12 protein-coding genes and 1 pseudogene are annotated in these 13,109 nt (G+C 60.9%); 2 read left to right on the forward strand and 11 right to left on the reverse strand.

The window, feature by feature from the left end; translation table 11 throughout:
* Positions 1–195: 195 nt before the first annotated feature.
* The 6 genes and pseudogenes from PspR76_RS17750 to PspR76_RS17775 all read right to left on the reverse strand — a co-directional run bounded on the left by PspR76_RS17750 (position 196) and on the right by PspR76_RS17775 (position 5,559).
* Complete coding sequence (locus PspR76_RS17750) at positions 196–612, reverse strand: SRPBCC family protein (protein ID WP_159957323.1); 417 nt, start codon at positions 610–612, stop codon at positions 196–198.
* Positions 613–641: 29 nt separating this feature from the next.
* A pseudogene (locus PspR76_RS17755) lies at positions 642–938 on the reverse strand (SDR family oxidoreductase); the annotation flags it as partial.
* 31 nt (positions 939–969) lie between these two features.
* Positions 970–1,650 carry a hypothetical protein gene (locus PspR76_RS17760; RefSeq protein ID WP_159957325.1) on the reverse strand — a complete coding sequence of 227 codons (681 nt, stop codon included), beginning with the start codon at positions 1,648–1,650 and terminating at the stop codon, positions 970–972.
* Positions 1,651–1,795: 145 nt separating this feature from the next.
* Entirely contained in the window at positions 1,796–3,094 is a 1,299-nt protein-coding gene (locus PspR76_RS17765; RefSeq protein WP_159957327.1) for an NAD(P)/FAD-dependent oxidoreductase, read from the reverse strand.
* Entirely contained in the window at positions 3,091–4,179 is a 1,089-nt protein-coding gene (locus tag PspR76_RS17770; protein WP_159957329.1) for a polyamine ABC transporter substrate-binding protein, read from the reverse strand. The genes PspR76_RS17765 and PspR76_RS17770 overlap by 4 nt, the downstream gene beginning before the upstream one ends.
* Positions 4,180–4,200: 21 nt before the next feature.
* Complete coding sequence (locus tag PspR76_RS17775) at positions 4,201–5,559, reverse strand: glutamine synthetase family protein (protein WP_159957331.1); 1,359 nt, start codon at positions 5,557–5,559, stop codon at positions 4,201–4,203.
* A gap of 139 nt (positions 5,560–5,698) precedes the next feature.
* Between PspR76_RS17775 and PspR76_RS17780 the strand changes: the two genes are divergently transcribed.
* Together PspR76_RS17780 and PspR76_RS17785 are read left to right on the forward strand one after the other, a co-directional pair.
* Positions 5,699–6,595: a helix-turn-helix domain-containing protein gene (locus PspR76_RS17780; protein ID WP_159957332.1), complete on the forward strand. Its 897-nt coding sequence runs from the start codon at positions 5,699–5,701 to the stop codon at positions 6,593–6,595.
* A 253-nt stretch (positions 6,596–6,848) separates the two neighbouring features.
* The gene (locus PspR76_RS17785; RefSeq protein ID WP_159957334.1) at positions 6,849–8,993 is read left to right on the forward strand and encodes a TonB-dependent siderophore receptor; all 2,145 of its coding nucleotides are present in this window, start codon (positions 6,849–6,851) and stop codon (positions 8,991–8,993) included.
* Here PspR76_RS17785 and PspR76_RS17790 read toward each other — a convergent pair whose 3' ends face one another.
* From PspR76_RS17790 to urtB, 5 genes are all read right to left on the reverse strand, one after another.
* Positions 8,994–9,431, reverse strand: coding sequence for a carboxymuconolactone decarboxylase family protein (locus PspR76_RS17790; RefSeq protein ID WP_159957336.1), 438 nt, complete (start codon positions 9,429–9,431; stop codon positions 8,994–8,996).
* A gap of 113 nt (positions 9,432–9,544) precedes the next feature.
* Entirely contained in the window at positions 9,545–10,234 is a 690-nt protein-coding gene (gene urtE / locus PspR76_RS17795) for an urea ABC transporter ATP-binding subunit UrtE (protein ID WP_159957338.1), read from the reverse strand.
* 10 nt (positions 10,235–10,244) lie between these two features.
* Complete coding sequence (urtD, locus tag PspR76_RS17800) at positions 10,245–11,003, reverse strand: urea ABC transporter ATP-binding protein UrtD (protein WP_159957340.1); 759 nt, start codon at positions 11,001–11,003, stop codon at positions 10,245–10,247.
* Positions 11,000–12,151, reverse strand: coding sequence for an urea ABC transporter permease subunit UrtC (urtC, locus tag PspR76_RS17805; protein WP_159957342.1), 1,152 nt, complete (start codon positions 12,149–12,151; stop codon positions 11,000–11,002). Before urtC ends, urtD begins: the two co-directional genes overlap by 4 nt.
* Before the next feature lie 10 nt (positions 12,152–12,161).
* On the reverse strand, positions 12,162–13,079 hold the full coding sequence (gene urtB, locus PspR76_RS17810) for an urea ABC transporter permease subunit UrtB (protein ID WP_024074867.1): 918 nt from the start codon (positions 13,077–13,079) through the stop codon (positions 12,162–12,164).
* Positions 13,080–13,109: the final 30 nt, after the last annotated feature.

Consider the following 13,109-nt stretch of genomic DNA (forward strand, 5'->3'; position numbering starts at 1 on the left):
CCAACGCGTGACGCAGAGCGTCACAAGAGGCATTCCCACGCAGAGCGTGGGAACGATCATCAAACACCGCTCCCACATTGGACTTTTGATCGTTCCCACGCTCCGCGTGGGAACGCAGCCCAGGACGCTCCGCGTCCCAATGCGTGACGCAGAGCGTCACAAGAGGCATTCCCACGCAGAGCGTGGGAACGATCATCAAGCCGGGAAGTTAGCCCGCAGCGCCTCAAGCCCACCGCTGTACACACCGGTAAACAGCTCTTGCACCGCCGCGTCCGTGGTCCCCGCCGCCGGGGTAAACACGCCGGACCACGTCACTTTCGCCGACGCCTCCGTCAACGCCTCAACCTGCAACGTCGCCAGGTAAGCACTCACCGGAAACGGCGACTGTTCAATGGTGTAGCTGTAAGTGCGTGCCACATTATCAAAGCTCTGCAGACGCTCAACCACCACGCCGCCATCCGCCGTTTCCAGATGCCGCACACGCCCGCCATCACTGGCCTCGCTCTTGACGATAAACGGCAGCCAGTCCGGCAGCGCGTTGAAGCCGCCAATCAATTGCCAGACCTGATCGGCCGAAACCGGAACCTCAATTACAGAAGAAGCTGTCGCCACAATAAATACTCCAAAAAAATAACAAGAATTCAGATCGCCATGCTGTCGACAACACCACCGTCGACGCGCAACGCGGCACCTGTGGTTGCAGAAGACAGGGGTGAAGCAATGTACGCCACCAGGTTCGCCACTTCATCCACATTCGCTGCGCGCTGGATGATCGAGGTTGGCCGCGCATTACGCACAAACACATCCGCCTCCTCCCGCGCACTGCGCCCGGACTTGGCGGTGGCGTCCTTGAGCATCTGCTCCAGGCCGTCAGTAAGTGAGCCAGGGAAAACTGCAACGCCGCGGCTTTCACGCTGACGCCAAACGCCTGGGCTGATCTGAGGCGCCCCGTCAACCACGGCGCGCACCCTATGCCAGCATCTTCGGCTGCTTGCCGTAGTACATGAGCGTGTCAAAGTCTTCGTGGCGATAGGTGTCGTGGCGCTCGTAGTAGTTGTACACCACCGAGAGCTTTTGCTCGGTCACCGTCGGCTCGCTGTGGTGCAGGGTTTTGCGGCCCTGCATGATCAACAGCGAGCCTTTGGTGGCGTAGATTCGGCGGTACTGGATCCAGGGTTTTTCCTGGCTGGGGTGATGGCGCTCGATCTGCATGCACAACGGCGCTTCCTGGTTGGTGGTCAGGAACAGCAGGACGGTAATGCCGTTGGTGTCGTAGTGCAGCCCAGGGGTGCCGCCACCGGGCGGGTAGACCTTGATATTGATATCGGAGAGTGGGTACGGCGACACCACGGTGTCGGTGTGGGTGATGAGGCTGATCAGCGGCACCAGGCTGTGGTAGATCGCGGTCAGTTCCGGCACATAACGCCGGATATCGTCGCCCTTGAAGAGGGTGTGGTTGTAGAGGCCACCCAGGTCCGACACCGCATCGGTGCCCAGCCCTTGGTGCTTCACCCAGTCGACGCCCTGCACCGCAATGATACTGTTGACCCGTTTGGCGAGCGTATCGCAGAGCTCATCGGGGATCAGCCCGCCGATGACGGTGGCGAGGTTGTAGAAGTAATCGTGACGGTGTTGATTGATATCGAACATAAGCATCCTCCCTGGACAAAGTTGTGCGGGGCGGAATTTACGTAAAGATTCCAGGGCTGGTAACTAACCGTACGGTCAGTAGTCAACCCGTCGCAAAAGTGCCGTGGAAAAGACCCTTCATCCTTCCCACATCAGCGCCTGTCGGTTACACGCCGCATGCTTCGCGCAGCCGCAGCCACACCATGCCCAACGCCAGCAGCGGCGAACGCAACGCCTTGCCGCCCGGAAAGGTCATGTGCGGCACCTGGCTGAAAATATCCAAACCCTGGCTGTGACCGGCATGAATGGCCTCGGCCAACAACTTTGCGCACCAATGCGTCACGTTAAGCCCATGCCCGGAATAGCCTTGGGCGTAGAACACATTCGGGTACTGCTGCAAGCGCCCGACTTGGGGAAAACGGTTGGCGGTGATGCCGATCATGCCGCCCCACTGGAACTCAACGGCGGTGCCTGCCAGCTGCGGGAATACCTTGAGCATCTTCGGTTGCATATAGGCAGCGATGTCCGCCGGATCACGCCCGGAGTAGTGGCAGGCGCCGCCGAACAGCAGGCGCCGGTCGGCGGAAAGCCGGTAATAATCCAGCCCGACTTTCTGGTCACACAGCGCCAGGTTTTGCGGGATCAATTGCTCGGCGACGGCTTCGGATAACGGCTCGGTCGCGATGATGTAACTGCCGGCCGGGAGGACCTTGCCGCTCAAGCGTGGCTCCAGTTCCTCAAGATGAGCATTGCACGCCAGCACCAGATGAGCGGCGCGCACCGTGCCACCGGCGCAACGCACTTGCACGGTGTCACCATGGATCAGTTCCAGTACTTGGGTGTGCTCGAAAATCCGCACCCCGAGGGTTTCTGCCACCTGCGCCTCGCCCAGCACCAGATTCAGCGGGTGCAGGTGCCCGGAGCCCATGTCGACCAAGCCACCGGCATAGGCCGCCGAGTCAACAACCTGATGCATATCCTGTGGGCCGACCAGGCGGGTTTCATGGCGGTATCCAAGCGCCGCCAGGTGTTCCTGCTCGCCCTTGAACGCGGCGAACTGCGCCGGGGTGTTGGCCAATTCGCAAAAGCCCCAGCGCAAATCGCAGTCAATGCGGTGCTGACGAATGCGCTCGCCCACCAGCGCCACCGACTCAATACCCGCCCGTTCCAGGTAACCCACGCCCTCCTCGCCCACGTACTTGGCGAACCCCGACACGTCATGGCCGATGCCGCGAATCAACTGCCCGCCGTTGCGCCCGCTGGCGCCCCAGCCGATGCGCCGGGCCTCCAGCAGGATCACCGAGAGCCCGCGCTGGGCCAGCTCGATGGCGGTGTTGACGCCGGTGAACCCCCCGCCGATCACACACACATCGGCGCTGAGGTCGGCGCCCAGCGATGGGCGCTCAGGCATGGCATTCGCCGAGGCCCGGTAGTAAGACCGGGCGTGGTCTTGGGACTGGATCATTTATTGGTCTTCACTTTGCTCAAGGCGCGGGTCATCAGGCGCATGGTCGCCGGGGTTGGCGTGGTGGAAATATAGAGTTTGTCGAGCACTTCCTGGGACGGGTACACCTCAGGGTTGTTCACCAGCTCCGGGGCCATGAACGGCTTGGCGGCCGGGTTGGCGTTGGCATAGCCCACCGAGGCACTGACCTTGGCGATCACTTCGGGGTCGAGCAGGTAATTGATAAACGCATGGGCTTCTTTCGGGTTGCTCGCGTCGGCGGGAATCGCCAGCAAGTCGAACCACAGGTTGGAGCCTTCCTTGGGAATCGAGTAGGCGATATTCACGCCGTTCTTGGCTTCCTTGGCGCGGTTGGCGGCCTGGAACACGTCGCCGGAATACCCGAAGGCCACGCAGATATCACCGTTGGCCAAATCCGAAATGTACTTGGAGGAATGGAAGTAGGTGATGTACGGCCGCAGTGTCAACAGCTTGGCCTCGGCCTGTTTGTAGTCTTCGGCGTTCTCGCTGCGCGGGTCCTTGCCCATATAGTTGAGGATCGCCGGGAACAGCTCATCCGCCGAATCGAGGAAGGCGACGCCGCACTCGTGCAGCTTCTTGATGTTCTCCGGCTCGAACAACACCGCCCACGAATCGATATGGTCGATGCCCAGCACCTGCTTGACCTTGTCGACGTTATAGCCGATGCCATTGGTGCCCCACAGGTACGGCACCGAATGCGCGTTGCCGGGGTCGTTTTTCTCCAGCAGCTTGAGCAACTTGGGGTCGAGGTTCTTGAAGTTGGGCAGCTGCGAGCGATCCAGTTTGAGGAATGCGCCGGCCTTCACCTGGCGGGCGAGGAAGTGGTTGGACGGCACCACCACGTCATACCCGGTGCGGCCGGCGAGCAGCTTGCCTTCCAGGGTTTCGTTGGAGTCGAACACGTCATAGATCACCTTGATCCCGGTCTTGGCCTGGAAATCGGCCAAGGTGGTCTCGCCGATATAGTCGGTCCAGTTATACACACTGACCGTCGGCGCAGCCTGGCCGGCACTGCTGAACGCCGCCACCAGGGCCAGCGGGAGAAGCTTTTTCACAAGACGCATATCGACACCCCTTTAGATTTTTTAGACGCTCAACAGCAGGAACTCACGCTCCCAGGAACTGATCACCCGCTTGAAATTCTCATGCTCGGCGCGTTTGACCGCGACGTAGCCGCGCACAAACTTGTCGCCCAGGTACTGCTTGACCGTGTCGCAATCCTCCATCCGCGCCAGGGCATCTTCGAGGGTAAACGGCAGGCGCAGGTTACGGCGCTCATAGGCGCGGCCTTCGACGGCGGCGCTCGGTTCGATCTGCTCGATCATGCCCAGGTAGCCGCACAACAAGCTGGCGGCAATCGCCAGGTACGGGTTGGCATCCGCGCCCGGCAGGCGGTTCTCCACGCGCATCGCGTCGGGGCTGGAGGTTGGCACGCGCAGGCCGACCGTGCGGTTTTCTTCGCCCCACTCGACGTTGACCGGCGCCGAGGTGTCCGGCAGGAAACGGCGGAACGAGTTCACGTTGGGCGCGAACATCGGCAACAGCTTGGGGATGTACTTTTGCAGGCCGCCGATGTGGTGCAAAAACAGTGGGCTCATCTTGCCGTCGGCGTCGACAAACACCGGCTTGCCGGTGGCGATCTCCACCACGCTCTGGTGCAGGTGCATGGCGCTGCCCGGCTCATCGGCCACTGGCTTGGCCATGAAGGTTGCGGCCACATTGTGCTTCAGCGCGGCTTCGCGCAGGGTGCGTTTGAACACGGTGATCTGGTCGGCCAGATCGAGGGCGTCGCCGTGGCGGAAGTTGATTTCCATCTGCGCCGGGCCGTCCTCGTGGATCAGCGTATCGAGGTCCAGGCCTTGCAGTTCGCACCAGTCATAGACGTCTTCGAACAGTGGGTCGAATTCGTTGGCGGCGTCGATGGAGAACGACTGGCGACCGGTTTCGGCGCGGCCGGAACGCCCTACCGGGGTTTTCAGCGGCAGGTCCGGGTCTTCACAGCGTTGGGTCAGGTAGAACTCCATTTCCGGCGCCACAATTGGCTGCCAGCCCTTGTCGGTGTACAGCTGCAGGACTTTCTTCAGCACGTTGCGCGGCGACAGCTCAATCGGGTTGCCCTGCTTGTCGAAGGTGTCGTGGATCACAATGGCGGTGGGCTCAATGGCCCACGGCACCACATACGTGGCATTGGCCACCGGGCGGCAGATCATGTCGATGTCGGCCGGGTCGAGCAGGTCGTAGTAGATATCGTCGTCGACAAAGTCCCCGGTTACCGTTTGCAGCAACACACTTTCCGGCAGGCGCATGCCTCGCTCATGCAGGAACTTGTTGGTGGGCGCAATCTTGCCGCGTGCAATGCCAGTCAAATCACTGATCACGCATTCGACTTCGGTAATCTTGTGTTCTTTCAGCCAGGCGTGCAGCTGATCGAAGGGGGCGTTCATAAAGACCTCGTCATGGGTTGGGTGCATGCGCCGGCTTGTACTCTCGACACATTGAGGTCTATCTTGGGCCAGCCTTGAAACGGCATCTATCCACTTTGCACGAACCACAACGCACCAATAGAGTGCGCACGGATCACCCATGACACAGGCAACAGCTTTGCGCGTACAGGCCTTCACCACCGGTGATGTGGCCGCTCAATGCAGTGCGACACCCGGTTGGGTGCAGCAGTACCAGCAGATGTCCCCAGGGCATTTTGCCGGGCAGATTCGCTACCTCGACCTGCAAGGCGTCGAGGTCTACGAGGAATGCATGAACACCCGCGTGGAGCAGCATTTCAACGCGCCGCCCGGCTCGTTGGCATTCTGTTTCGACGGCAGCGACAACGCGCTGTACATGCTCAATGGCGAAAGCCGCAACACCTGGATCACCCCGGAAAACTACCGCGAAGTGGCCGTGGTGTTCGGCCCGCAATTCGTGCAGCGCCATGGCCTGGATGTGGCGAAACTCGAAGGCCTGTTCATGGCGCCGCTGACCTGCCAGCAGAATGCGCTGTTCACCCGCTGGCTCAGTGGCACCCTCACCCGCCTGGCCGCGACCGTCGACCCGATCAGCCGCGACGCGCTTACCCAGCAACTGCTCGATGACTGTCTGTTTATCCTCGACAACGCCTGCGTGTGCCTGGACCGCAATTCGTTACAACGGCGCGGCGAAGAACGCCGGTTGATGGCGCGTATCGGCGAATGGGCGGCGGACGCGCCGGACGAAACCGTCAACCTGCTGGAACTCGCGCAGATTGCCGGCGTGCCATTGCGCCAATTGCAGCAAGGCTTCAAGACCTACACCGGCATGAGCCCGGCGCAGTGGCTGCGTCTGCGGCGGCTGAACGGCGCGCGGCGCGAGCTACTGACCGCAGCCGACACCACCGTGGCCGAAGTGGCGATGAACTGGTCGTTCTGGCATTTGGGGCGGTTTTCCAACAGTTACCGGGCGCTGTTCCAAGAGCTGCCCAGCGAAACCCTCAAACGCTCCTGCTGAAATGTAATCCCCTGTGGGAGCGGGCTTGCTCGCGAATGCGGTGGGTCAGTTAAAAATGAGCTGACTGACCCACCGCATTCGCGAGCAAGCCCGCTCCCACATTGGGTTCTCGGTACATCAGGTAGGGATGTGTGCTGCTTTTGACCCAAGCCAGCGCCCACATTTGGCAGAACCATTCTCAATAACTTGTAAAACCTCACACTTACCCCTAGCTTATGCGCCCTCTCCGCCCCGCGCTTATAGGCCCTGCCCCATGGTTTTGCGTTTTCGTCCTGTCGTCACTTCACGTTTCGCCCTCGGCCTGCTGCTCAGCGGCGGCATCGGCAACAGCCTGGCAGCCGAGATAGAACTGCCGGCGGTGAACGTCCAGGGCCAGGATGAGTCCGGGTATCGCGCGGATACCGCCTCGGTCGGTGGCTTCAACGAAGCCCCGCTGCTCGACACCCCCGCCTCGATCACCGTGATCAACGCCGCCATGCTCAAGGACCAACAAGCCCGCCTGCTCAGTGAAGTGCTGCGCAACGATGCCTCGGTTGGCGACAGCTATGCCCCCATCGGTTACTACGAAAACTTCGTGGTGCGCGGCTTCTCGTTGAACGCAGCGAGCAGCTACAAGATCAACGGGCGCACCATCACCGGCGAGCAGAACGTCGCCCTCGAAAACAAGCAGCAAGTGGAAGTGCTCAAGGGCCTGGCGGGTTTGCAGAGCGGGATTTCCGAGCCCAGCGGCGTGATCAACTACGTGACCAAGCGCCCGGAAGATGTGCGCTCAGTGACGGTGTCCACCGATGACCGTGGCAGCGGTTACATCGCCACCGATGTCGGCGGCTGGTTTGGCAGCGAGCAGCAGTTTGGCCTGCGCGCCAACGTCGCTCATGAAGACCTTAATTCCTATGTGGAACACGCCAATGGCCAGCGCGATTTTGTGTCGCTGGCCTTCGACTGGAACATCAGCCCCGACGCGCTGCTTCAACTGGATGCGGAGTACCAGAACAAGCAACAGCGCTCGGTGCCGGGTTATCAGCTGCTGGGCGGCACCGACGTGCCGCACGATGCGTCGCCGAAGAAACTGCTGGGGCACCAGAGTGGTTCCCATCAGGTGGGAATCGACTCGCTGAACCTTAATGGCAAGTTTGAATACCGCTTCAGCGATCAGTGGAAAGCCAGCGTGAGTGCGGCGCGCAGCAAGGTGGTGATTGATGATTACAGCTCTTTTGCCTGGGGCGGCGACACCCAGGGTGTCGGCAATTACTTCACCCCCGAAGGCAACTACGACATTTACGACTACCGCAGCCCCGACGACACCCGCCGCGACGATGAAGTCCAGGCCGCCATGACCGGGCTGTTCGACACCGCAGGCCTGGGCCATGAACTGACCTTCGGCACCAGCGCATTTCGCCGGGTGATCGACAAGCGCCAATCAGTCAACGAGTGGATCGGCAGCAGCAACATCAACGAAGACGCCCCGACTTTCACGCCCACCGACAAACCGCTGAACGACAGCCACCGCAACCTCGACAGCCGCCAGTACGGCCTGTTCGTCACCGACCGCATTCGCTTCAACGAGCAATGGCAAACCATCCTTGGCGGCCGCGAAGTGCGCCTGGATGAAAAAGCCTTCGATGAGAACGGCACCGAAGCGCGCCATACCCAGCAATACGTATTCCTGCCCCAAGCCGCGCTGATCTACAAGCCGATTGAAAACATCTCGCTCTACACCAGCTACAGCAAAGGCCTGTCGCTGGGCGGCACAGCGCCTTGGTTCGCCACCAATCAAAGCGAAACCCTGGCCCCAACCGTCTCACGGCAAATCGAAGCCGGGGTGAAATACGACTGGCGCCGCATCAGCTTCGCCGCCGCCGTATTCCAGACACGCCAGGCCTACCAGTACGCCAAGCCGGATGGCGCGGGCAACTTCACCTACGTGCAACAAGGCCAGCAAAAGAACACCGGGGTTGAATTGTCAGCCAACGGCTGGGCCACCGACCGCCTGCAGATTGCAACGAGCGTGGCGGCGATTCGCGCACGGGTAAACGACAGCGGCACGCCGGACTACGAAGGCCACCAGGCGATCAACGTGCCCAAGCTGCGCGCCAGTGTGTACGCCGACTACGCGTTGCCGTGGGTGAATGGCCTGGCCGTGCTGGGCGGCGTGCAATACAGCGCCAAGAAGTACGCCAACCGCACCGGCAATGTGCAGGTGGGGGATTATGCGGTGGTCAATGTCGGCGGTCGTTACACTACCAGGGTTGACGGCTATGAAACGGTGTTTCGCCTGAGCGTCGACAACCTGTTCGACAAGCGCTACTGGCGCGACGCCGGCGAATACATGGGCGATGACTACCTGTTCCAGGGCGCGCCGTTGACGGCGCGCTTGAGTGCATCGGTCAACTTCTAGTTACTTGGGCATCTTGCGAAAGCCCACCGCCAGGCGGTTCCAGCTGTTGATGGTGGCAATGGCCACGCTGAGGTCGACCTGTTCTTGCGCGCTGAACTCGGCGGCGAGTGCGTTGAAGTCTTCATCGGGAGCATGGGTCTGGCTGATCAGCGTCAGGCTTTCGGCCCAGGCCAGCGCGGCGCGCTCACGCGGGGTGAAGAATGGAGTTTCACGCCAGGCGGACACGGTGTACAGGCGGCGCTCGGTTTCGCCGCCCTTGCGGGCGTCGGTGGTGTGCATGTCCAGGCAGAAGGCACAACCGTTGATTTGCGAGACGCGCAGGCGCACCAGTTCCAGCAGCGGCAGCTCGATAGACAGTTTGCCGACGGCGGTTTCCAGGGCGAGCATGGCTTTCATGGCGTCTGGGGAAGCGGTGTAGAAATCGGTACGGGTTTGCATGGTGATACTCCAGAACGGTGGGGATTGGTCGCTAGAGTAGTCACCGCTGTTGTCAGGAGAAATATCCAATTATGGGGAAGATCAGGTAGCCAATGTGCTCAGGCCGCCATGACTCAAACCGACAAATACCGGCTAATGCTTGCCTCGTCGACCCGATCCCGCGTCTCTTCAACCACAAACCGCCCCTTCTCAATCACCAAAAACCGATCCGCGATCTCCAACGTAAATGACAACACCTGCTCCGACACCACAATCGTCAGATCGCGCAAATGGCGGATTTCCTTCAACGTGCGCGCAATGTCCTTGATGATCGACGGCTGAATCCCTTCTGTCGGCTCATCCAGCAACAGCACCTTCGGATTCGTCGCCAGCGCCCGCGCTATCGCCAACTGCTGTTGCTGGCCGCCCGACAGGTTGCCGCCCTTGCGCGACTGCATGTCATGCAGCACCGGAAACAGCGCATACAGATCTTCCGGCACCCTGCCGCGTGCCGACGCCGGCAGCCCGGTCTGGATATTCTCCAGCACCGTCATGCTCGGGAAAATCATGCGCCCCTGGGGCACATAGGCAATCCCGCGCGCCACGCGCTCATGGGTTTCCAGTGCCGACACGTCGTGCCCGTCCACACTGACCTGGCCCTTCCACTGAGGAAGGATGCCCATCAGGCTCTTGAACAAGGTGGTCTTGCCCATGCCATTGCGGCCCATCACCGCGACGATCTCGCGCTTGGCCACAGTCAATTGCAGATCGTGAAGGATCTGGCTCTGCCCGTAACCACAGGACAACTGGTCGATCTTGAACATGCCGGACTCCTCAGTGGCCCAAATACACTTCGATGACTTTCGGGTTGCTTTGCACCGACTCCATGCTGCCCTCGGCCAGCACCTTGCCCTGGTGCAGCACCGTGACTTTATGCGCGATGCTTTTGACGAACTCCATGTCGTGCTCGATCACCAGCACCGAGCGGCCCTGGCTGATGCGGTTGAGCAACTCGGCGGTTTGCGCGCGCTCGTTGACGCTCATGCCCGCTACCGGTTCATCGAGCATCAGCAACTCCGGGTCTTGCATCAATAGCATGCCGATTTCCAGCCACTGCTTTTGCCCGTGGGACAGCAGGTCGGCCTGCTGTTGCAGCAAATCACCGAGGAAGATTTCCCGCGCCACTTCTTCCACCCGCGCAACCACTTGGGCGCTGCGCTTGAAAAACAGCGCGCCCCAGACCTTGCGCCCGGCGGGATACGACATCTCGAGGTTTTCAAACACCGTGAGGTTTTCGTAGATCGACGGGTTCTGGAACTTGCGCCCCACCCCCGCCCGCACGATGTTGTACTCGCGCATCCTGGTCAGTTCCTGGCCGTCAAACTGGATGCTGCCACTGGTGGCGCGGGTCTTGCCGCAGATCAGGTCGAGCACCGTGGTTTTGCCGGCGCCGTTGGGGCCGATCACCACGCGCACTTCGTTGCGGTCAATGTACAGGTTGAGGTTGTCGACCGCCTTGAAGCCGTCGAACGACACGGTGAGGCCTTCGATGGCCAACACCGGTTTTTTCATTTCAAAGCCGACGGCGGTCATGGTTGGGTCTCCAGGATTTTGCTTTTAGCCACAGGCTTGAGCGGGGCTTTCACCACGGGTTTGCGCCGCAGCAATTTCGCCAACGCCTGGCGCCCATGGCTCTCCCACAAACCGGCCAGACCGTTGGGGAAGTACATGACCACGGCGATAAACAGCCCGCCCATCAAGTACAGCCACAACTCGGGGAAGGACTCGGAAAAATACGTCTTGCCGTAGTTCACCAGCAGCGCACCATACACCGCGCCGAGCAGCGACATGCGCCCGCCCACCGCGGCAAAAATCACCATCTCGATTGACGGCACGATGCCGACGAACGACGGCGACATAAAGCCCACCTGCAAGGCAAACATCGCCCCGCCAATCGCCGAAAACGCGGCGGCCACGCAGAACACGAAGATTTTGAAGCTGGCCACGTCGTAGCCAGAGAAACGCACGCGTTCTTCCTTGTCGCGCATCGCCATCAGCAACCGCCCCAGCTTGGAGGCGAGGATAAAGCGGCCGATAAAGATGCAGCCAAACAGCAAGCCGGCGTTGATGAAGTACAGGATCATTTTCGCGCTGTCGGTGCGCAGGTCCCAGCCGAGCAGGGTCTTGAGGTCGGTGATGCCGTTGACGCCACCGGTCAGGCCTTGCTGGCCGACAATCAGCACCGTCAGGATCAGCGCAATCGCCTGGGTGACGATAGAGAAATACACATCGCCCACGCGCCGCTTGAACAGCGCCAGGCCGATGATAAATGCCAGCAACACCGGCACGGCGATCACCGCAAACAGGGTAAAGCTGAAGCTGTGAAACGGCTGCCACAGCCAGGGCAATTCGGTGATCTGGTTCCAGTCCATAAAGTCCGGAATGCCCGGTGTGGACTGGATCCTGGTGCTCTCAGGGTCCGACGCCTCCAGCTTGAGGAACATCGCCATGCAGTAGCCGCCCACGCCAAAGAACACGCCCTGCCCCAGGCTGAGAATGCCGCCATAACCCCAGCACAACACCAGGCCCACCGCGACGAACGCGTAGGTCAGGTACTTGCCGACCATGTTCAAGCGGAATGCGTCGAGGGTCAGGGGGAATACCACCAGAATCAGGAGTGCCAACAGCACAATGCCGATCAGGTTTTGCTGGCCGCCCAGCAGCTTGTCTAAAGCCTTCATCTGCTCGCCTCTACTTGCGCACTTTGATGGAGAACAACCCTTGCGGGCGCAGCATCAGGATCAGAATCACTGACGACAAGGTCAGCACCTTGGCCATCGAGCCACTGAGGAAAAACTCCGACAGCGACTGGGTCTGGGCAATCACGAACGCCGAGGCGATGGTGCCGAACAGGCTCTGCGCGCCGCCGAACACCACCACCAGGAAGGTGTCGACGATGTACTGCGAACCCGCCGTCGGCCCGGTGGAACCGATGGTGGTAAAGGCCGCACCGGCAACACCGGCGACGCCGCAGCCGAGGGCGAAGGTCATGCGGTCGACCTTGCGTGTGTTGATGCCCACTGCGCGGCTCATCAGGCGGTTCTGCACGGTGGCGCGCACCTGCAGGCCCCAGCGCGAGCGGTACAACATCAGGAAGATCGCACCCGTCAGCAGCAAGGTCAGGCCCATCATGAACAGGCCGTTGCGCGGGATTTCGATGGCGTCGGTGAAGTTCACCGAGCCCATCAGCCAGGCCGGTGGTTCGGCGCTGACTTCGCGGGCACCGAACACCGAGCGAAAGGTTTGCTGCATCACCAGCGACAAGCCCCAGGTGGCGAGCAAGGTGTCCAGCGGGCGCTTGTACAACCGGCTGATCATCGCCCATTCCACCAGCCAGCCGACGGCACCGGCGACGAGGAATGACAGGGCGATAGCGAAGAAAAAGTAATAGGGTTGAAAGCTCGGCGCAAAGTGCGCGGTCAGGCTGGAACACACGTAGGTGGTGTAGGCGCCGATGGTCAGGAATTCACCGTGGGCCATATTGATCACGCCCATCTGGCCAAAGATGATCGCCAGCCCCAATGCCATCAGCAACAGCACGCAGAACACGGACAAGCCGTTGAACCCCTGCATCGCCGCGATGGCTCCAAATTCCGATAGCCATTCCATGATGATGGTCTCCTGAGCGGGAGGTTGAAA

This window comes from Pseudomonas sp. R76, from assembly GCF_009834565.1.
Lineage (GTDB): Bacteria > Pseudomonadota > Gammaproteobacteria > Pseudomonadales > Pseudomonadaceae > Aquipseudomonas.

Coding starts and splice junctions, on each gene's coding strand:
- PspR76_RS17790 (WP_159957336.1), bottom strand. CDS start 9,431: ATGCAAACCCGTACCGATTTCTACACCGCTTCCCCAGACGCCATGAAA.
- PspR76_RS17765 (WP_159957327.1), bottom strand. CDS start 3,094: ATGATCCAGTCCCAAGACCACGCCCGGTCTTACTACCGGGCCTCGGCG.
- PspR76_RS17785 (WP_159957334.1), top strand. CDS start 6,849: ATGGTTTTGCGTTTTCGTCCTGTCGTCACTTCACGTTTCGCCCTCGGC.
- PspR76_RS17770 (WP_159957329.1), bottom strand. CDS start 4,179: ATGCGTCTTGTGAAAAAGCTTCTCCCGCTGGCCCTGGTGGCGGCGTTC.
- urtB (WP_024074867.1), bottom strand. CDS start 13,079: ATGGAATGGCTATCGGAATTTGGAGCCATCGCGGCGATGCAGGGGTTC.
- urtE (WP_159957338.1), bottom strand. CDS start 10,234: ATGTTCAAGATCGACCAGTTGTCCTGTGGTTACGGGCAGAGCCAGATC.
- PspR76_RS17775 (WP_159957331.1), bottom strand. CDS start 5,559: ATGAACGCCCCCTTCGATCAGCTGCACGCCTGGCTGAAAGAACACAAG.
- urtC (WP_159957342.1), bottom strand. CDS start 12,151: ATGAAGGCTTTAGACAAGCTGCTGGGCGGCCAGCAAAACCTGATCGGC.
- PspR76_RS17780 (WP_159957332.1), top strand. CDS start 5,699: ATGACACAGGCAACAGCTTTGCGCGTACAGGCCTTCACCACCGGTGAT.
- PspR76_RS17760 (WP_159957325.1), bottom strand. CDS start 1,650: ATGTTCGATATCAATCAACACCGTCACGATTACTTCTACAACCTCGCC.
- urtD (WP_159957340.1), bottom strand. CDS start 11,003: ATGACCGCCGTCGGCTTTGAAATGAAAAAACCGGTGTTGGCCATCGAA.